The organism is Mycoplasma sp. 1012 (genome assembly GCF_054343455.1).
The window spans coordinates 25907-46445 of sequence record NZ_JBTGVG010000004.1 but is presented as its reverse complement, the minus strand read 5'-3'; the positions used below and the strand labels follow the sequence as shown (position 1 = coordinate 46445).

25 protein-coding genes are annotated in these 20539 nt (G+C 24.6%); 24 read left to right on the top strand and 1 reads right to left on the bottom strand.

The annotated features are described in order from the left end of the window. The first annotated feature begins 252 nt into the window (after positions 1-252). The 18 genes from prfA (at position 253) to ACXX89_RS01065 (ending at position 14362) form a co-directional block, all read left to right on the top strand. Positions 253-1332 carry a peptide chain release factor 1 gene (gene prfA / locus ACXX89_RS01150; RefSeq protein WP_458557350.1) on the top strand — a complete coding sequence of 360 codons (1080 nt, stop codon included), beginning with the start codon at positions 253-255 and terminating at the stop codon, positions 1330-1332. Next, positions 1325-2056, top strand: a complete 732-nt coding sequence (locus ACXX89_RS01145) for a peptide chain release factor N(5)-glutamine methyltransferase (protein WP_458557349.1) — start codon at positions 1325-1327, stop codon at positions 2054-2056. The genes prfA and ACXX89_RS01145 overlap by 8 nt, the downstream gene beginning before the upstream one ends. Next, positions 2050-2766, top strand: coding sequence for a hypothetical protein (locus tag ACXX89_RS01140; protein ID WP_458557348.1), 717 nt, complete (start codon positions 2050-2052; stop codon positions 2764-2766). The genes ACXX89_RS01145 and ACXX89_RS01140 overlap by 7 nt, the downstream gene beginning before the upstream one ends. Positions 2767-2898: 132 nt before the next feature. Next, positions 2899-4302: a glutamate--tRNA ligase gene (gltX, locus tag ACXX89_RS01135; RefSeq protein ID WP_458557347.1), complete on the top strand. Its 1404-nt coding sequence runs from the start codon at positions 2899-2901 to the stop codon at positions 4300-4302. Further along, the gene (locus ACXX89_RS01130; RefSeq protein WP_458557346.1) at positions 4293-4667 is read left to right on the top strand and encodes a hypothetical protein; all 375 of its coding nucleotides are present in this window, start codon (positions 4293-4295) and stop codon (positions 4665-4667) included. Before gltX ends, ACXX89_RS01130 begins: the two co-directional genes overlap by 10 nt. A gap of 1 nt (position 4668) precedes the next feature. Next, positions 4669-5880 carry an endonuclease/exonuclease/phosphatase family protein gene (locus ACXX89_RS01125; protein WP_458557345.1) on the top strand — a complete coding sequence of 404 codons (1212 nt, stop codon included), beginning with the start codon at positions 4669-4671 and terminating at the stop codon, positions 5878-5880. Positions 5881-5931: 51 nt separating this feature from the next. Further along, positions 5932-7035, top strand: a complete 1104-nt coding sequence (gene dnaJ / locus ACXX89_RS01120; RefSeq protein WP_458557344.1) for a molecular chaperone DnaJ — start codon at positions 5932-5934, stop codon at positions 7033-7035. Further along, a complete protein-coding gene (locus ACXX89_RS01115; protein WP_458557343.1) occupies positions 7014-7502 on the top strand; it encodes a Sua5/YciO/YrdC/YwlC family protein in 489 nt (162 codons plus the stop codon). The genes dnaJ and ACXX89_RS01115 overlap by 22 nt, the downstream gene beginning before the upstream one ends. A gap of 1 nt (position 7503) precedes the next feature. Continuing rightward, positions 7504-7950: an RpiB/LacA/LacB family sugar-phosphate isomerase gene (locus ACXX89_RS01110; protein ID WP_436358897.1), complete on the top strand. Its 447-nt coding sequence runs from the start codon at positions 7504-7506 to the stop codon at positions 7948-7950. A gap of 109 nt (positions 7951-8059) precedes the next feature. Next, positions 8060-8641 carry a 50S ribosomal protein L11 gene (gene rplK / locus ACXX89_RS01105; RefSeq protein WP_436358898.1) on the top strand — a complete coding sequence of 194 codons (582 nt, stop codon included), beginning with the start codon at positions 8060-8062 and terminating at the stop codon, positions 8639-8641. A 1-nt stretch (position 8642) separates the two neighbouring features. After that, positions 8643-9332: a 50S ribosomal protein L1 gene (rplA, locus tag ACXX89_RS01100; RefSeq protein WP_458557342.1), complete on the top strand. Its 690-nt coding sequence runs from the start codon at positions 8643-8645 to the stop codon at positions 9330-9332. A gap of 75 nt (positions 9333-9407) precedes the next feature. Beyond that, positions 9408-10232 carry a ribosome biogenesis GTPase YlqF gene (gene ylqF / locus ACXX89_RS01095; RefSeq protein ID WP_458557341.1) on the top strand — a complete coding sequence of 275 codons (825 nt, stop codon included), beginning with the start codon at positions 9408-9410 and terminating at the stop codon, positions 10230-10232. Between the two features lie 9 nt (positions 10233-10241). Beyond that, positions 10242-10784, top strand: a complete 543-nt coding sequence (locus tag ACXX89_RS01090; protein WP_458557340.1) for a DJ-1/PfpI family protein — start codon at positions 10242-10244, stop codon at positions 10782-10784. A gap of 237 nt (positions 10785-11021) precedes the next feature. Further along, complete coding sequence (locus tag ACXX89_RS01085) at positions 11022-11369, top strand: MG284/MPN403 family protein (RefSeq protein ID WP_436358902.1); 348 nt, start codon at positions 11022-11024, stop codon at positions 11367-11369. Beyond that, the gene (locus ACXX89_RS01080; RefSeq protein ID WP_458557351.1) at positions 11338-12492 is read left to right on the top strand and encodes an MHO_1580 family protein; all 1155 of its coding nucleotides are present in this window, start codon (positions 11338-11340) and stop codon (positions 12490-12492) included. The genes ACXX89_RS01085 and ACXX89_RS01080 overlap by 32 nt, the downstream gene beginning before the upstream one ends. After that, positions 12464-12901, top strand: coding sequence for an MHO_1590 family protein (locus tag ACXX89_RS01075; protein ID WP_458557339.1), 438 nt, complete (start codon positions 12464-12466; stop codon positions 12899-12901). Before ACXX89_RS01080 ends, ACXX89_RS01075 begins: the two co-directional genes overlap by 29 nt. Before the next feature lie 8 nt (positions 12902-12909). Then, positions 12910-13125, top strand: coding sequence for a phosphopantetheine-binding protein (locus ACXX89_RS01070; protein ID WP_458557338.1), 216 nt, complete (start codon positions 12910-12912; stop codon positions 13123-13125). 13 nt (positions 13126-13138) lie between these two features. Continuing rightward, positions 13139-14362 (top strand): Y-family DNA polymerase, encoded by a 1224-nt coding sequence (locus ACXX89_RS01065; protein ID WP_458557337.1) that lies wholly within the window; start codon positions 13139-13141, stop codon positions 14360-14362. A 1-nt stretch (position 14363) separates the two neighbouring features. Here ACXX89_RS01065 and ACXX89_RS01060 read toward each other — a convergent pair whose 3' ends face one another. Then, on the bottom strand, positions 14364-15083 hold the full coding sequence (locus ACXX89_RS01060) for a PQ-loop domain-containing transporter (RefSeq protein WP_458557336.1): 720 nt from the start codon (positions 15081-15083) through the stop codon (positions 14364-14366). A gap of 126 nt (positions 15084-15209) precedes the next feature. Here ACXX89_RS01060 and pyrH point away from each other — a divergent pair, with 126 nt between their 5' ends. From pyrH to ACXX89_RS01030, 6 genes are all read left to right on the top strand, one after another. Continuing rightward, entirely contained in the window at positions 15210-15932 is a 723-nt protein-coding gene (gene pyrH, locus ACXX89_RS01055; RefSeq protein WP_458557335.1) for a UMP kinase, read from the top strand. 1 nt (position 15933) lies between these two features. Then, positions 15934-16485 carry a ribosome recycling factor gene (gene frr / locus ACXX89_RS01050; protein ID WP_458557334.1) on the top strand — a complete coding sequence of 184 codons (552 nt, stop codon included), beginning with the start codon at positions 15934-15936 and terminating at the stop codon, positions 16483-16485. Positions 16486-16493: 8 nt separating this feature from the next. Then, complete coding sequence (locus tag ACXX89_RS01045) at positions 16494-17423, top strand: phosphatidate cytidylyltransferase (protein WP_458557333.1); 930 nt, start codon at positions 16494-16496, stop codon at positions 17421-17423. Positions 17424-17430: 7 nt separating this feature from the next. Then, a complete protein-coding gene (locus ACXX89_RS01040) occupies positions 17431-18345 on the top strand; it encodes a Cof-type HAD-IIB family hydrolase (RefSeq protein WP_436358911.1) in 915 nt (304 codons plus the stop codon). 1 nt (position 18346) lies between these two features. Continuing rightward, positions 18347-19009: a ribonuclease HIII gene (locus ACXX89_RS01035; protein WP_458557332.1), complete on the top strand. Its 663-nt coding sequence runs from the start codon at positions 18347-18349 to the stop codon at positions 19007-19009. A gap of 128 nt (positions 19010-19137) precedes the next feature. Next, the gene (locus ACXX89_RS01030; protein ID WP_458557331.1) at positions 19138-20487 is read left to right on the top strand and encodes an APC family permease; all 1350 of its coding nucleotides are present in this window, start codon (positions 19138-19140) and stop codon (positions 20485-20487) included. Positions 20488-20539: the final 52 nt, after the last annotated feature.

Sequence of the window (20539 nt, the reverse complement as noted above, 5' to 3'; positions counted from 1 at the left end):
GTCCCATACTTTAAATTTTACTTTAAAGTGGTGCACTTGATCTTACAATTAAGCAGGACATAAATTTGGTTTCTTACCAAAGTTATGTTCTTGTTTATATAGAAATGTTTTTTATGTTTAAAACTGGAAATGTTTTTACAAAGTAAAATAAAATTTTAAAACTTTTAATAAATCTTTAACTTTACAAATATAATTAAATTTTCGCCTTTTAAGTTTTTAAAAAAGCAGTTTTCTTATATAATTAAAATTAATATGGAAACTTCAATGTATAAATCACTAATTTCAATTAAAGAAAAATATAATGAATTAAATAAAATTTTATTAGATGAAAAAACAATGAGTGATATAAAAAAATACACTCAAATTGTTAAAGAAATTTCTTCAATCAAAGACATAGTAGAAACATTTGACAAATATTTAGCATTTGAAAACACTATAAAAGAAGCTAAATTTCTTCTTGCAGAAAAAGATGCAGAAATTATTGCTTTTGCTAAATCTGAAATAACAAACTGTGAAGAGCAAATGCCTATTTTAGAAAAAGAACTTATTATTTTATTATTGCCAAAAGATGAAAATGATGAAAGAAACGTTATTATGGAAATAAGAGGGGCAGCTGGCGGCGATGAAGCAAACATTTTTGCTGGTGACCTTTTTAAAATGTACAATAAATGAGCTGATTCAAATGATATGACAGTAAAGGTTCTTGATTCTACATTTGCTGTAGCTGGAGGTTTTACTCAAATAGTTTTTTCAATTAGTGGTGAAAAAGCATATTCAAAACTTAAGTTTGAGTCAGGAGTTCATAGGGTTCAAAGAATTCCAGAAACTGAAACTCAAGGTAGAGTTCACACTTCAACTGCAACAGTTACTGTAATGCCTGAAGCAGATGAAGATGTTGAAATTGAAATTAATCCAAGTGATATTAGAGTAGATACTTTTAGATCTTCTGGTGCAGGTGGTCAATCTGTTAATACAACAGATTCTGCTGTAAGAATAATACACATTCCTACAGGTGTTATTGCTACTTCTCAAGATGGAAGAAGCCAAATAGCCAACAGAGAATTAGCAATGAAAATTTTAAAATCAAGACTTTATGACTTAGAAATTAGAAAAAAACAAGAAGTAGAAGGTGCTTTTAGAAAATTAGCCGGTTCTGGTGCAAGAAGTGAAAAAATAAGAACTTATAATTATCCACAAGATAGAATAACAGATCATAGAATTGGTTTTTCTACATCTTTAAAAAATGTTGTAGCAGGTCAATTAAATCCAATTATCGAAGCTTTATTAGCGGAAGAACAAGCAGAAAAGATTCAAAATGCAGGACTTGAATAAAAGAAGAGAAGCTTTATTACGAGAAAAAATAAGAAATAATTTACCATTAATAATTACTAATGAAGAAGAAAATAAATTAAAAACTTCAATGCCTATTCAACAAATTATTGGTTTTGTTCAAATGGACAGACTAAAATTTTTAATTACAGAAGATAAGGTTTTAATCCCAAGATATGAAACAGAAGAAGTTATTAATGAATCTTTAAAATTTTTGAATAAAAATTCTAAAGTTTTAGATATGTGTGCAGGTTCTGGCTTTATAGGATTAACTATTTTTGATAAGATAGGTTGTGAAGTAACTTTAGTTGATAATGATGAAAAAGCAATAAGTAAAATTTTGACTAATATAAAGGAAAATCACTTATTTTCGTCAAAAATTAAAGTAATTAAATCTAATCTATTTAAAAAATTAGATTCCAATCAAAAGTATGATTTAATTATTTCTAATCCCCCATATATACCTGAAAATATAAAACTGGATCACTCTGTTTTAGAATGAGAAAATCACAATGCATTATTTGCAAAAGAAGATGGAAATTACTTTTATAAAAAAATTATTAATGATGGTAAATCTTTTTTAAAAAAGGAAGGAATTCTTATATTTGAAATTTCAGATTGAAATTTAGATTATTTTAAGTCTCTTGAAAATTTAAATATAGAAATAAAAAAAGATATTAATCAAAAAAACAGAATAGTTATAATTAAAAAAGGAGAAAAATGATAGCTTATATAATAACTTTCTTAGCAATTCTTTTAGCAACAATTTTAACAATTTCAATCACTTTTATTAGATATAAGAACATAATTAATTTAAAAAATGTAGATTTAAAATTATGAAAAAAATTTCTTATTACAAATAAAAAAATTTCTTATTTTGATATTATCTATTTATTTTTTGAAATTATTTGTTTAATATTTGGAATAGGTTTTTTGATTATTGATTTTTTTAATTCTAAAACTTTTAATATCAATGTTATATTATTTATTGTTTCTATTGCTTATATTTTGTTTTTAACTTTTATTTCATTTATAGTTTATAAAATAAAATTAAAAAAAGAAAAGAAAAAAGCAAACTGAGATCAAATTGAAGTAAATCAAAATGACTTAGTTTATTTTGAAAAATATTTAAGTAAAGATTTTTATTTTGAAGAAAATGAAGTCGTTGAATTTTACAAAAAAGAGGAAAATATTTCTTTTAAACTTTTAAATTATATAGATCAAAACAAAATAGATTTTAATGAAAAAATAAAAGATGAAAAAGAAAAATTTATTAATATAATAACTTGTACTTTTTGATTTTATAATAGACTATACTTTGGAAAATCTTACATAAAAGTTAATGATACAAAAATTTATAAAAATGATAAAGATTTTTATCCTTTTATTCTTTGATATTCAATAAATTTTTATTTAAATAAGAATTGAAATAATTAAACAAAATTAGCAAACTTTCAAAAAGGAAGTTTGCTTTTATCTTGAAAATAAATAAAGAAGTTTTATTGCATTTATTCAATTTTTAAAAAAATAAAATATAATTATTTATAAATTAATAACTAAGGAGAAACAATGAAAAAAATAAGAACTAGATATGCACCAAGTCCAACAGGATATCTCCATATAGGTGGAGCAAGAACAGCTTTATTTTCATACTTATTTGCTAAGCATTATAGTGGAGAATTTGTTTTAAGAATTGAAGATACTGATGTTTCGAGAAATGTTGAAGGAGGAGAAGAATCACAATTAAATAATCTGAAATGATTAGGTATTATTCCAGATGAATCACCAATAAATCCTAATTCAAAATACGGAAAATACAGACAAAGTGAAAAACTTGATAGATACAATGAATTAGTAGATTGATTAATTTCTAAAAACCTTGCTTATAAAGCATATGATACTTCAGAAGAGTTAGATAAACAAAGACAAGAACAAGAAAAACAAGGGATTTTCAGCTTTAGATACGATAGAAATTGGCTAAAAATTTCTGAAGAAGAAAAAGAAACAAGAGATAAAAATAAAGAATATTCAGTAAGATTAGCTCTTAAACCTAACAAAGATTACGCTTGAAATGATATTGTAAGAGGACAAATTTCTGTAAATTCAAACGATATTGGTGATTGAGTAATAAAAAAATCTGATGGATTTCCAACTTATAATTTTGCAGTTGTAGTTGATGATCATGATATGGAAATCACCCATGTTTTAAGAGGTGAAGAACATATTACAAATACACCTAAACAACTTGCGGTATATGATGCTTTTGGTTGAGAAACACCAAAATTTGGACACTTAACAATAATTACTAATATGGAAGGAAAAAAACTTTCTAAAAGAGATTTAAGTTTAAAACAGTTTATTGAAGATTATAAAAATGAAGGTTATATTTCTGAAGCTATTTTTAACTTCTTAGCATTACTTGGATGAACAAGTGAAGATGCACAGGAAATCTTAAGTCACAAAGAATTAATTGAAAAATTTGATGAAAATAGATTGTCTAAATCTCCTTCAAAATTTGATATTAAGAAAATGGAATGATTTTCTAAACAATATATGAAAAATCAAAGCAACACTATTTTAAAAGAACAATTACAACTAAATAGTGATTCTGATTGAAATGAATTATTTGTAGAAACATATAAACAAAGTGCTGCTACTTTAAATGAAATTAAAAATAATTTAAGAATTTACAAGTTTCCAAAAGATTTAACAGAAACATTTATAAAGGAAAACCCTATAAATTTAGAAGTTATTTTTGTTTTTTACAGTCATTTAAATAATTTAAATTTTTCAATTGATAATATTCAAAAAGCAATAGATTTAACAAAAGAACAAACAAAATTATCTGGAAAGAATTTATTTTTACCAATTAGAATTGCTTCCACTCTTGAACAACATGGACCAGAATTAGCAAAAAGTATTTATTTATTTGGAGAAAACATTATTAAAGAGAGATTGAAAAAATGACTATAAAATTTGTTTCAACAATTATCAAGGATGATGATAAAAAAGTAATTGAATTTATTTCTCCTTTAGAATTAGATAAATGAGAAGAATTTGATGCATTTATTTTTAAAGATCCAAATACAAATATTGCTATAAGAATTGAAGTTTCAAAAAACAAAGTTAATATTTTTCAAAGTCATGCAACTGTTAATTTAGAGTTAAATAAAGAAAAAGTATGTCCTTTTAAAACTGAATATGGTGAGTTAGATTTCATTTATAAAATGACAAAATTAGAAAGAGAAGAAAATTTTATTTCCTTTTATTACGATTTATTTTCTGCTAAAGAAGAATACATTTCAAGTTTTCAAATAGAATTATTTATAAATAGATAAAATGAAAAAATGAATTAAATGATTTTCTTTTCTTTCTTTACCTTTAGTTTTTACTTCATGTGGTTCAAAACAAACACATCAAGAACCTATTACAAAACAGACACAACAGGAACAACCGTCAAAAGAGAATATTAACTCTTCTATTCCAAGTAACGATGAAAAAGGACAAAAAGAATACAAAAAAAATAATGATTTAAACAAAAAAACAGATAATAATCAAGAATTATGATTTGATAAAATAAGAATTGGTCATTGAAATATTTTAAATCACACTGGAAAACAAGATTGAAAAAATGAAGCAATAGCAAAAATTATTAATCATGAAAATCTTTCCTTAGTTGGTTTAACTGAAGTTACAATTGATAATGAAAATAATGAACTTGCTGTTTCTAAAATAATTGAAAAATTAAAAGAATATGATCCTGATGGAGATTGAAAATATTTATTAAGTCCTAAATTATTTGGTAAAGGTAAAGAATCACAGCAAGAATATATAGGTATAGTTTATAAAAATAAATTTTTAGAACCAATTCCATTTGCTGGATATCAAAACAATAAAAACCCTTATTTAGGAATTCCTTATCCAAACCCAGAATTTACTTCTTACTTTAATAAAAAAGAAAAAACCGTTTATGCAAGACCGCCATATGGAGCACATTTTAGAGTTAAAAATCAAAAACATAATGATTTTACCGTAGTATTCTCTCACTTTGATTCTCCAGGACAAAAAAGAGGTGTTGAACCAGCAGCGAGCGGTTATTCCGGTCAAGGTCAATTTGAAATAAATGAAGCTAAAGAGTTAAAAAATGTTTTAAATTGATTTGATTTACAAGATGGCAAAAATAACGATATTTTCTTTATGGGAGATACAAATATAAAGGAAAATAACGGAGCAAAAGCATTTGATTTAACAATTAAAGCAGGTTATAAAACATTACTTGATTGAAATTTAGAAACAAGTCTTGGCAGATCTCGACAATGATCAGAACCATATGATAAAATCCTTTATAAAGGTGATTTAAAAACTTCTAACGCTCAAAGATTTGATATATTTTCTGTCTTTAAAAAAAATATTATTGAAGAAAAAGAATGAAAGAAAAAAGTTGATAAAAAACCTTCAAAGGATAACTTACAAAATTGAATTTTAAAAATTAGCGATCACACCTTAGTTTATACAGATTTAGATGTATCAAAAGATGACATAGACGAATAATAATATACAAAATTTTAGCACTCTAATATAAAATGTGCTAAAATTTTATTTATGAAAAAAAGAGATTATTATGAAGTATTAGAAATAAATAAAAACGCAACAGATAAAGAAATAAAAATAGCTTATAGAAAATTAGCTATGAAATATCACCCAGATAAAAATAAAGAAACAGATGCAGAAGAGAAATTTAAAGAAGTAAATGAAGCATATGAAGTTTTATCAAATCCAGAAAAAAGAGCACAATATGATCAATATGGTCATGATGCTTTTGATCCAAATGCACAAGCAGGCTTTGGTGGATTTGGAAATTTTGGTGGATTCAGTGGATTCAGTGACTTTTTTGGAGATATTTTTGGTGGATTTGGCAGAAGAAAATCAAGAGAAAATTATCCAGAAGACGGTTCGGATTATAAAATTGAATATTCAATAAGTTTTCTTGAATCAATTTTAGGAACAAGCATAAAGAGAAAATTTGATAAATATAGCACATGTAATAATTGTCATGGTAGTGGAGCAAATTCTACAGCAGATATTAAGCAATGTAGTACTTGTGGTGGAACAGGAAGCGTTACAAAAGTTATTAAAACACCTTTTGGAGCAATTCAAAATAGTGCAACTTGTTCTGATTGTTCTGGTAAAGGAAAAAGAATTCAAAAATTATGTAAATTATGTTCTGGTAAAGGAATTATAAAAGAAAGTAAAGAGTTGACAGTTTCTATCCCTGCAGGTATTAAAGAAGGGCAATCTGTAGTTTTAAATGGATATGGTGGTCCTGGATTAAATGGTGGGCAAAATGGAGATTTATATATAGAAATAACTGTTAGAGATCATACGCATTACACAAGAGTTGGTGATGATATTCATTTAACTGTGCCAGTTTCTGTAATTGATATTATTTCTGAAAATCTTATCACAATTCCAACACCATATGGAAATGAAGAGATTAGAATGAATAATTCTTATAAATCAGGTGATGTATTAACTGTAAAAAATAAAGGCTCTAAAAATCCAAAAAATAATTCTTATGGAAACTTAAAAATTCACTTACAATTATATGTTCCAAAATTATCAAATTCAGAGAAAAAAGCAATGGAATCAATTTTTTCAGGTGTAAAAGATGATCGAAAAAATAAATGATTGAAAGATTTTGATTAATGAATGAAATTGACAAATATAAAGATGTATTTATTACTACAACCGATACAGTTGTTGGTATAGGAATTCCTGTCAAAACAAAAAAAATAGATCTTTTATATGAACTTAAACAAAGAGATATAAATAAAAAAATAATAATTTTAGTTGCTTCTATAGACCAAGCAAGAGAATTTCAAGAATGAAATTCACAAGCAGAGGAATTGGCTAAGAAATTTTGACCTGGAAATATAACTTTAATTGTTAATAATCAAGGTTTTAGAATGCCAAATCAAAAAGGATTACAGGCGTTTTTGGAAAAAACTGGTCCTTGCTGAGTAACAAGTGCAAATATTTCTGGTCAAAAAAATTTAACCCTAAAAGAAGCACAAAAAGTTTTTAATAAAATAAAACAAGTTTATAATTTTGGAGAAGGAAGCAACGAACCTTCACAAATTATAAAAGTAGAAACATTGGAAAGATTAAGATAGTATGGAAAAAATTAGAGTAGCATTCGCAAGCGATCATGCTGGTTATGATTTAAAAGTAAAAGTTTTAGAATATGTAAAATCCAAAGGATATGAAGTGGAAGATTTAGGTCCTTTTAACGGAGTAGAATCAGTATCCTATGCTACATATGGTAAAAAACTTGGAAAATATTTACAAAGCAAAAAAGCAGATATTGGAATGGGTTTTTGTGGAACAGGACTAGGAATTTCATATGCTTTAAATAGATTCAAAGGAGTTAGAGCAGCAAGAATTACAAATGTTAATGATGCTTATTTAGCAAAATTACACAATAACGCAAATGCAATCGCTTTAAGTGGTAGATTTACAACTTTTGAAGAAGCAAAAAAAATGGTCGATGAGTATTTTGAAACTAAATACGAAGGCGGAAGACATCAAGCAAGAATTGATGAGTTAGATAAATTAGACTAAATTTTAATTTAAAAAAGCAAAATATGGTAAAATTTCAATTGCAATATTTATATTGCCTTAGTGGAAGAGAAATCGTTATTACCACCAAGAGAAAGAAAGGAAGCTCGCAATGGCAAAAGAAATAGTTCGTGTTGCTAAATTGCAATTTAATGCTGGACAAGCTAAACCTGGTCCTGCATTAGCTGGTTTAGGTATTGTTATGCCTGAATTTACAAAGCAATTTAACGATCAAACAAGAGATAGAGGGAGCGAACCAGTTCCTGTAGCTATCACAATATATAAAGATAAATCATTTGATTTTAAATTATTCACTTCACCTGCTTCATATAAAATTAAACAAGCAGCAAAAATTCAATCAGGTTCTTCAAATTCTAAAACTAAAATTGTTGCTACAATTACTTTAGAACAATTAAAAGAAATAGCACAATACAAATTAGTTGATTTAAACACAGACTCATTAGATAAAGCTATGCAAACAATCGCAGGAACAGCTAAAAATATGGGTGTTTTAGTTGAAGGTTGAGACGATGTTGTAGCTGCTAAAAAAGAAGCTGAAAAACAAGCTAAAGCAAATGCAAAAGCTGCTGCTTCAGCTGCTAAACTAGAAGAAGATGCAAAAGCTGCTGCAGAAAATAAAGGTTTTGTAGATGCAGAAGTTATAAAAGAAAAACAAGAAAGTGAAGAAAACTAATATGAGAAAAATTGGTAAAAAACTTCAATCTGCAAGAGAACTTGTAGAAAAAGATAAAGTTTATTCTTTAGAAGATGCAATGGAGTTAGTAAAGAAAACTTCATATGCAAAATTTGATGCATCAGTAGATTTAGCAATTAGATTAAATTTAGATACAAGAAAAGCAGATCAACAATTAAGAGGGGCTGTTGTATTACCTAACGGAACAGGAAAAAATATTAGAGTTTTAGTAGCAACAGATAATCCCGATATGCAAAAATCTTCAAAAGAAGCAGGAGCCGATTTAGTTTATACAACAGGTGAATTAGAAGAAGCTTTAAAAAATGATGTATTTGACTTTGATGTAATGGTAGTTGATCCAAAAATGATGCCTGTTTTAGGTAAATATGGTAAAAAACTTGGACCAAAAGGATTAATGCCTAACCCAAAAACTGGAACAGTTACTCCTACACCTTCAAAAGCTGTAGAAGAACTTAAAAAGGGTAAAGCAAACTATAGAGCAGATAAATCTGGTATTGTTCACTCATTAATTGGAAAAACTTCAATGAGTGCACAAGCATTAGCAGAAAATGCACAAACATTAATTTCATTAATTAAAAAATTAAAACCAAGTGTTGTTAAAGGTGCATATATTTTAAACTTAACAGTTTCTGCTTCAATGGGACCTTCAATTAAAATCAAGTTTGATTAATAATATACAGAAATTTCCTATAAATTAGGAAATTTTTCTTTCTTATTTTTTTAAAAATACATTATAATAATTGATATGATTCAATGATTCCCAGGCCATATGGCAAAAGCGATGAAACAAATACAAGAAAAACAAGTTTTAGCAGACTTGTTTTTAATTGTTTTAGATGGTAGAGCTCCAATAAGTAGTTACAATGAAGAATTTGATAAAATATCCCCTTCTAAGCCTAGGTTGTTTGTAATTACAAAAAGTGATATGTCAGATAGAAGTAAAATAAATAAAATTTTATCAAGATTTAATAGTGAAAATTCAAAAGTAATTTTTGTTAATTTAAAAGAAAATAGCAGCAAAAAAATAATTTTAAAAGCTATTAATGACCGATTGGAAGATAAGAGAAAAAAAGATTCTGCAAAAGGTTTACTAAAACCACGATTAAGAGTTTTTATTATGGGTGTTCCTAATAGTGGAAAATCTACATTAATTAATTTAATTTCAAATGCAAAAACTAAAGTTGGAGATATGCCAGGAGTAACAAAAGGACAACAGTGGATAAATGCAGGTGATATACAATTATTAGATACTCCTGGTATTTTATGACCTAAATTTCAAGATGAATTAATAGGGATAAAGTTAGCTATAATCGGTTCAATTAAACCTGAAATAATACCAAAAAAAGATTTTTTTAATTTCGGTTATAAACTTCTTTCTGAATATTATCCAAATAAAATTATTGACTTAGGTTTAACTCCTTCAACCGATGAAACAGAAATTTATAATAATTTATACAAGCTAGGAAAAATTAAACTTTTTCTAACTAAAAATAATCAACCAGACTTAGAAAAAACTATGCAATGATTTATAATATATTTACGAAAACTTACAAATGTTACATATGATTAGAAAGGAAAAATGAATAATAAATTACTTGTTTTAGTTCAAGATGATTTTCAAGATTTTGAATTAACTGCTGTAACTACAACTTTAGAAAGAGCGAAAACTTTTTCTGAAATAATTTTTTATAATAATAACGAATCAAGAGAATATATAGGACAACACAAAATTGTAAAAATACAAACTAAAAAAGAAATTGATTTAAGTGAATTTTCAGCTATTTTTATTCCAGGCGGTAAGGGAGCAACTTATTTAAGAAAAGATTTTAAAAATTTAAATATAGTCAATCATTTTTTAGAAAATAAAAAATGAATTTTTGCTATTTGTGATGCACCAAATGCTCTTTTTGAAACAAAAATTTTTGATGATAAAACTGAATATGTAGGTTTTCCAAATGAATCTAAAAAAGGGGAAAAATTCCAAGACAAAAACATAGTGCATTTTGATAAAATTATAACCGCTAAAAGTGCTTTTTATTCATTGGAATTTTCACTAAAAATAATTGAAATTATTCAAGGAATTGAAATTAAAAAACAAATTTTAAAACAACTAACAGGATAAAAAATAAACATAATTTTTATAGTTTTAAATTAAAACATTTTAATATGACAACTATCAATAAGAAATATAAAAATTTAATTTCAATATTTAGTTCAAAAAACCAAAAAGTGTCAAAAATATTAGGAAAATTGCCCTATTTTTCCTAATTTTTTCCTTTTTTTATGATTTTTTTAAAAATATTTAAAAATTATAATGGGTAGAATATTAAAAAATTACCCAAAAAAGGAGAAAAAAAACATGGCAAAATTACATAGAATCATTACTTTCGTAGAGAAAAGAAAATTTATGGAATTAATTATTTTAATGCATAATAAATTAAAACTAGAACAAAGTTTAGAAATAAATTTAGATCCAAATAATCAAAATAAAATTGTTGCTGAAAAACCAGTTTCTATTTTTGAAAAAATAATGGACTTAATTGAACCAGAATATTCTTATATTTTAAGAAAAGAATTTCTTGAAAATAACAAAAACTGATTTAAAAAACATTGATCAAAAAGTACATACTATAAAAATATCAACAAAGCAATCGACAGATTCTTATTTTACTTATATGGACAATATCCAGCATCTATCTGAGTATAAAGAAATAAATGAAATAGAATCAGTTTTTGAAGTTAAAAAAAGTAAAATCATTTCTAAAAATACACCAATGGGTGAAAGACATTTTATAGAAATCAAAAGAAACATTATTGATGATACATTTTCAATTAAATCTACATATTTTTCTAGAAATCAAAAGAAAGTAGAATTTAGTATCCAATTAAATAACCAACCTTTAGATTTTTCTGTAATTAAAGAGATAAATGAGGAATCTTATGAAAATTTTATAATTCCGTTTTTGGAATTTAAAAAAAATACTTTTTCAGATATTAAAACTTTAAGTTTAATTAGTTCAATAGAAAATAAGAAAGAAGATCCTTTAATTGTAACTCAATTAAAATTAGTTAAAAATCCACTTTTACAAAAAGATTTTTTTGTAGATGATAGTATTATATTTAAATCAGTTAAAGCCCTTAGAACTTCAAGTTTTGCAAACACAATAAATGATAAATATCAAAATTCTTATGATAAATTACTTTATAACAATTTAGTATTTTATCCTACAAAACTAAAATTAGGAGAATACAACGAAACATTATTTGATGTAGTTGCATATAACGATGCATATAATGAAGAACTAATAGAAAGAGATTTAAATTTAAAACCTAAGTTTGTTGAAAATTTACCAATTGAAAATCAAGAAAAACTAAATTTATATTTTGAAAAAAATGATAAAGTTGAATTTATTAACGGTAAAAAAGTTATAGGAAAAATTAAAATTGTAGATAATACTTATTATGATTTTGAGAAAAAAGCCACTGTAAAGGGCATAAATAGCTATTCTAAGCGAGGTTTTATTATTCCCTATAATTTCTCAGGGGAAATATTTCCACGCATTAAAATTGATATAAATAAAGATTTTGAAGATATCACTTTGAGTTATAAACAAAAAATTAAACATAAATTTTTAGATAAAAATGATGGAAAAGTAAAATTTTATATTTCTAGCTATAAAGAACCTAGAATTTCAGAAGTGGATCACTATTTAATAAAAAATAGTCAATTTAAATTTTTATTAGATACTACAATTACTCTTGATGGATTAAAAAAATTATACAAAAAAGATGAAGAAGAAATTGTCGAAAATAAAGGAAATTCTCTTTAAAAAGAAAAAAATAATTTTATATTATTCTCTTTCTGTTGCTTCTGTTATTGCTATAACTATCCCAGTTATATATTTAGCTTTAAAAAGTGAAGATACTTCGAAAAATAAAAAAATTAAAAATAATAACGAATCATTTTTCTTAACTGAAAATGATATTTTCCCAGAAGTTGATGCAAGAGAATATTATGATTATATTGAAATTGAAAATGGAGAACCAGTAATAAATGATAAAATGATTTCATTTTTTATAACAGATATTATAAAAAGACTTGGTGTATCTTATGGCGATATAAAGTTTAATTATAAATATGAAAATAAAAAAAGTGTTTTAGTAGAGTTTATTTGGATTAATGAAGATCAAAAAGTTTATAAAAATTATCATTTAAATATAGAAAATAATGATATATAATTTATTTTATGAAAGATTTCGTTTTTGAAAAATTAAAAAAAATAACAAATAAAAAATTCACTGAAGAAAGTGATATTTTTGAAATTGGAGTTGATTCTCTTGATTTAGTGGAAATTATAACAGATATTGAAACTGAATTATCAATATCTATTTCAGATGAAGAATTAATGAAAATATCAAAAATAAAAGACGTTATAGTTCTTTTAGAAGAAAAGAAACAATAAAATACATTATAAAATGTCAAATAAAAAGATTATATTACATATTGATATAGATTCTTTTTTTGTGTCTGCAGAGAGAAAGAATAATAAACTTTTAGAAAAAAAAGAAATTGCTATAGCTTACAATAGAAAAAACTCTATTGTTGTTTCATTGTCTTATGAAGCAAAAAATAAAGGTGCTAAAGTTCCTTGATTATTGTCAAAAATAAAAGAAATAATTCCAAATATAGTTGTTGTGGAACCAAACTATAATTTATATTTAAAAGAATCTGAAAATTTTTTTGATTTTTTAAAAAGAAAATATACAAAAAAAATTGAAATCATTTCTATTGATGAATGTTTTATGGATGCTACTGAATTAGTTAAAAAATTTAATAACAATTTAAATTTTATGATTTCTTCTATTCAAAATGATGTAAAAAAATTTTTAGATTTACCCATTACAGTTGGTGTTTCTTACAATAAATTTTTAGCAAAAATGGCAACCAATTTAGCTAAACCATTTGGTTTAAAAACATTAGAGAAAAAAGATATTAAAAAAGAAATTTTACCGCTATCAATCGATAAATGTTATGGTATAGGAAAATCTTCCTATATCAAATTTCAAAATTTGAAAATTTATACTATTGAAGATTTTTATAAGAAAATAAAAAAAGATTTAGAAACAAATCAAAAGGTTCATAAGAGAGATTTTGACCTTTTAAATAATTTAGAAAATAATGGTGATGATTTTGTAAATTATAAGCATGAAGAACCTAAAGGAATTTCACAACAAATATCTTTTGATACTGATAATTGAGTTACAGAAAGAAAAGTTTTACTAGAAAGCATAAAACATATTTCCAAAACAATTTGTTCTAATTTACAGAGAAAACAGTTATTTTCAAAAAATTTATTTTTAGTAATTTATACAGATTTAGAAAAAAAATCTAAAAAATTAACTCTTTCTAATTTAACAAATAATGAGGAAGTTGTTTATAATCATTTAAGCAAAATGCTAGATCAAATATGAAACGAACAACCAGTTAAATTTATCACTTGTGGTTTTAATAATTTAGTTGCAAGTTTCTCACAAATAAGTATAATTGAAGAAGAAGGAGAAAATAAAAAAATTCAAAATTTAATAACAAAATTAAATAATAAATTTTATAAAAAAACCTTTATGTCATTATCTGAACATAAAGATAATAAAATTAAAAATAAAGAAACTACTTATAAAGGTTTTGGTGTAAAGAAATAGTTTATTTATGTTTTATTTTGGTTGATTTTTCTTTTAATAATAATACTATTTGTATTGTATAAATTATCATAGCAATTGCTTGAACAATTAAAATGTAAATTATATCTACTTTTGTTATTAATCCTGTTGAAAAACCAATGATAAATCAATAAATTTCTCAACTAAAATTAATTAAAAATCCTAAAATTAAAGTAATAAGAGATAAATCTTTAACATTTCTTGTTTTAATAATCATAAATGTTTGTGGTGCAAAAGCAAAAGAAGTTCCTGATGCAGCTGCTATTCCAAAAATAGCATCAGCAATAGAATTTAATTTTCACCCGTTGTGATATGCGATTGAAGCAAAACAAATTACCCCTATATTGTATATAGTGGATAAGAAAATAAAAGGTTTATAAAATTTTGATTCTCTATACTTTAAAAATAAATTAATAGTAATTGTTAAAAGGACTAAAGAAAGTAAGTTTGCAACTACTAATTGAATTTTTTTAAATTCAAGTAAAGAAGCATAAATTGATCATAAAGTAACTCCGAAAAAGAAAATAAAGAAACTTAATAAATTAACTTTCCCACTTTTTTCTTTAAAAGTTTTTATTAATTGCGGAACTGCAAAAGCAACCGTAAAAATAACTCCAAATCAACCGAAAATTTCTCCAAAAATTTCTGTCATTAAATTGTGCCTTTCTAGTTTTAATGTTTTTACCTTATGAAATTTTATCATTTATTATTTATTTTTTTAAATAAATGAAAATTAAATCAGTTTCTTTTTTAATATATTAAATAATTTATTAGTTTTTTATTAAAAAAGTATTAAAATTTAAATAAATAAATTATAAGTTGGTGAATAATGGAATATAAATATAAGAGAATTTTGTTAAAACTTTCAGGAGAAAGTTTAGCAAACAAAGAAACTAGGTTAGCAATTGACAATAATATGGTAAAAAAAATTGCAAAACAATTAAAAGAAGTTATTAAAATGGGAATTGAAGTTGCTGTTGTTGTTGGTGGTGGAAACTTTTGAAGAGGTGCTTCTGCTGAAAAAAACGGAATTTCAAGAAATAGAGCTGATTATATAGGGATGCTTGCAACTGTGATGAATGGTTTAGCATTACAATCAGGTTTTGAACAGGAAGGTTTATCTGCAAGAGTATTGTCTTCTATAAACTTTGATAAAAGAGTTTCAGAATACTATATTAATGAAAAAACAGATAAATATTTATCACAAAAAGAAATAATAATTTTTGTTGGAGGAACAGGAAGACCATTTTTTACAACAGATACTGCAGCAACTTTATTCGCTTCAGAAATAAATGCTGATGTAATATTAGTTGGTAAAAATAATGTTGCGGGAGTTTATGATTCAGATCCAAAATTAAATCCTAATGCACAATGATTTGAAAAAATAACATATGATGAAATTTTAGAAAGAAATTTAAAAGTAATGGATTCTACATCCTTTTCTATGGCAAAAGATAATAATATTGAACTTATAGTTTTTAACATAAATGAAGAAAATTCAATTTTAAGAGCTATAAGAGGAGAAATAAAACATACAAAGGTAATTAATTAATATGGAATTAGATTTATATTTATTAGAATTTGAAGAAAAAGCAGAAAAAGTTATTGATAATTTTGAAAGACAATTAACTAAAATCTCTACAGGACGAGCAAATCCGCAATTAGTAGCATATATAAAAGTTAATTATTACGATACATTAACCCCTATTGAACAATTAGCATCAATTTCAGTGCCACAACCACAACAATTATTAATAAAACCATTTGACATTTCCTCCGTTAAAGAAGTTTATGCAACATTAGTAGCACATAATTTAAATATTCAAGTAGTTAACGAAGGGCATCAAATAAGATTAACTTTTCCACCTTTAACTACAGAAAGAAGAAGAGAACTAGTCAAAAGTTTATCCAAAACCATTGAAGAAGCTAAAGTTGGAATAAGATTAATAAGACAAGAAATAAATAAAGATGTTAAAAAAGATGAAGAATTAAGTGAAGATGAGCAAAAAAGATATTTAGAAGTTATTCAACAAAATGTTGATAAAAAAATAGATTTAATTTCTAAAATAGCAGATGAAAAAGAAAAAGATTTAATGACTATCTAAAGAATATTATGAAAACAGAAAATAAATGAAATTGTCTTCTAAAAAATAAAATTTTAGTAAGAACAATTGTGGTATTATTGATTTTTTTAATTTTATTTCCAAGCTTTTTTTCAATTTATTTTTTGGGAATTGGTGGAAGAATTTTTGGTTTACTCTTTTTTATTGTTTTAAGTTCTTATGGTTCATACGAAATTCTCAAAAATTTTAAAATTAAAAAGTTGATATTCATCCCGTTAATTGTTTTATCAAATATGACTTACTTTTTATCTATAGATAATTTCTTATCAATAGTTAAAGATGGTATAAATCATTTTGAAGATTTAATTTCTTATTTAACATTAGATTTAGAAACTGGAATATTTTTAATTTCTTTATTTATTTTGCTTTTAATTATTAGTTTTATTGATAAAGAAACACAAAATATTTTTAACTATATATTAATTTATTTAGTGCTTTCTTCAATTTCTTTATTCGGAAAATATTTATTTATTTTTAATGTTTATAGTGTTTATGCTGTTCTTATAATTGGATTTATTGCAGGAATTTCCGATACTTTCGGTTTATTCGGAGGTTCTTTACTGGGCAACAAAATTTTTAAAAGAAAATTAGCACCAAAAATTTCACCTAAAAAAACTTGAGAAGGAGCAATAATTTCTGTTTTATTTTCTGGAATTTTTACTTTTTGTTGTTTATATTTTAGTCCCATTTTTCCTTTTGCAAACAATGAAAAAATAATTTTTTCATTAGTAATGTCATTGGTCTTACCAATTGCTTCGATTCTTGGAGATTTATTATTTTCATTAATAAAAAGATATTTATCTATAAAAGATTTTTCTAATTTATTGCCTAATCACGGCGGAATAATGGATAGATTCGATTCAACATTTTTAGTTCTTTTTTGTTTGGTTATAGGAATTTTAATAATTAATATTTTTTAGGAGAAAAATGAAAAATAAAAAACAAAGATATTTATTTGCTTTGGACTTAGATGGTACAGTTTTAGCGAATTCAGCAACCGGAGAAATGCATCCAGATACAATTGAAGCAATAAAATTAGCAAAAAGTCAAGGGCATGTAGTTTGTATAATAACAGGTCGTCCATGAAGAAGTACCAAACCAATTTATGAAAAATTAAATTTAGATACAGTTGTTGGTAATTATAATGGTGCTCACATTCATAATCCTGTAGATGACTTTTTTATTCCACAAATTCATTATCTAAATTTAAATGAAATGCTTTATATTTTAGGGGATAAAAGGGTAAAAAAAGAAATTTCTAACATTGCAATTGAAGGGCCGGGTTGAGTTCAACTTAAAAAAAGAGATGAGGCTTTGGAGAGGGTTTTTGGATTTAGTGATTCTTTAAAATTTACAGTAGGAATCAATTTAAATAAATTACCTTTAAAACCAACAGGAATTGTTTTTGATGTAAAAGAAACCACTGATGTATATGAATTAAAAACCTATTTAGAAAGAAAATTCGGAGATTTAGGAGAATTTTCTTCTTGATCAAAAGGAGAAGGTTTAACACCTGTATTTGATATTACTTCAGTTGGAGTTAATAAAGCTAAAGTTGTTTCTTTATTAATGAGATATTACGATATAGACGTAGATAATACCATAAGTATTGGTGATGGTTATAATGACGTTTCAATGTTTCATGTTACAAACGTTGCAGTTGCTATGGGAAACAGCGAACAAAGAATTAAAAGAATTGCAACAGTAGTCTTGAAAAAAACCAATAAAGAAGGTGGTGTAGGACACTATATTAAAAAATTTTTAAAAGATCCAAGCAAAGAAAAAGAAAAAAGCAAAAAAATAAGAGAATCTAGAAATAACAAAGAAGCAGAAATAACTTAAAATGATTAATGAAAAAATAGGTTGTGATGAAACTGGAGTAGGTGATTATTTAAGTCCATTAGTTGCTGCAGCAGTTTTAATTCCTAAAGAAAATTTAGAAAAAATTTCTTTATTAAATATCAAAGATTCCAAAAAAATAACAGATTCTAAAATTATTGAACTTACTCCGAAAATAAAGGAAAATTGCTACTTTTCAATCAGTTTTTTAAGTCAAAAACAATATAATTATTTATCTAAATTTTTAAATGCAAATGAATTAAAAATGTTGCTACATTTACAAAATATAAATAAACTAGAAAAAAAATATATAACAAATGAAGTTATTATTGATCAATTTTCTACAACAAATTCCATTAATAAATATATTAATAAATTGGTGAATTCATCACTACAAGTTACAGCTATCAAATCCAAATTAAAGTTAGAAACAAAAGCAGAAGACAAATTTTTAGAAGTTGGTTGTGCTTCGATTATTGCAAGAGAATTTTTATTACAAAAAATGGAAGAACAAAACCAAAAATGAAACTTTAAATTTTTATTAGGAGCTACTAAAGATGCAAAAAATTGTGCATTTGAATTTGTAACAAAATATGGTTTTGAAAATTTAAATCAAGTAGCTAAAATTAACTTCAAAATTACAGAAGAAATTAAAGAAAATTTATAAGCTTTATAATGAAAAAGGGCAAAAAAATACAATTTTTTCATTTGAAAGCTTATTTTTTATAAAATTTTTATTTTTTTTCTATAATTATGTAGTTGTTTATTTTAATAACAACGAAAGGGGAAAAAATATTGAAGAATAACTTTTCAGAAAGGCAGTTTTTACTATTTGGACTAAACTATATAGTTGGTTTTGGTTTTATAGTAACAATTGCTGGTGTTATTAGTAAAGGACTTTGAGGAATGCTTATTTTTGTATTAACAGCCTTTATTTGTGGTGCTGTTATGCTTGCTTTTGCCAGGGGTGGAGAAAATTTTGGTTCTGAAGTTGGTGGAAGTTATGTATATGGAAAAAAAGCTTTCCCAAAACAAAGATGATTTATCTTTTTCCAAGGATGAAATCAATTTGCTCAAGTTCCTTTATTTTCTGCTACAACTCCATTGTTCTTTTCTGGTTTATTGAGCGAACTTGATAAAGAACATCAAGAAATTTATCTTGCAGTTTCTATTGTGTTTTTCTTATTAACTACAATAGTGAGTGCTTTGGGTTTGAAAATATCAAAATGATTTATTTTTATATCAGCGATTATAAAATGAATAACAATAATAACAGGTTTATTTATAGTAATTTACCTTTCAGCAACACAGTTAGATTTTGCATCTAAATTATTAAGTCAAGATGAAATAACTATAGGGGTAATAGTTGGTTCGGTTTTAAGTTTTATTTATGCTTTTGGTGGTTTAGAAGGTTTAGCAGGTCTATCTGCTGATGTTGAAACAAAAAGATTTAAGAAAATTTTAGTTTTAATTTTTATAATAATTTTAAGTTTTTATTTAATCTTTTATTTAATTTTTTTAGGAGTTTCTTTTAACGATACTACAAATTCCTTTTCAAATTTATTCAAACTAGTTTTTGGAATTACAGGAGTTATATTATTTGCAATAGGGTTATTTTTTAACAGAACAACTTCTTCAATTAGTTCATTAGTTTATTATGCAAGAACAGTTGTACCTTTAGCAGAAGATGGATTTTTACCAAGTTCATTAGCAATAAAAGGAAAAAATAATAATTATAAAAATGCCATTATTTTTTGTACTATTTTTGCATCTATATCTATGATTATTTTTACTCTAATTCCTTATTTTTTAGGAATAGAAGACAAATTCCATGCAATTCTAAATGCTGGTAATATTGTGTTCTTAATGCAATATTTACTCACTATATTTAGTATTCTTGTAATTGGTTATAAGTATAAAGAATTTAAAATCCCAATTTGAGAACAAATATTATTATATTTTGGAATGTTAGTTATAATTTTCGTAATTTTAATTTCTTTTATACCACCAATGGTAGGTGAAGAATATACATTAAGTACAGCAATTTTATTACCAAGTTATGCAGGAACAATGTTAATTGGTTATGCAATTTGAGGTCTTTGACACTGAATTTCAAAGAGAAAACAAAATAAGAGTAAGTTGTAAAAAACTTACTCTTTTCATTTGAATTTTTAGCAAAAAAGATAGTATAATTATT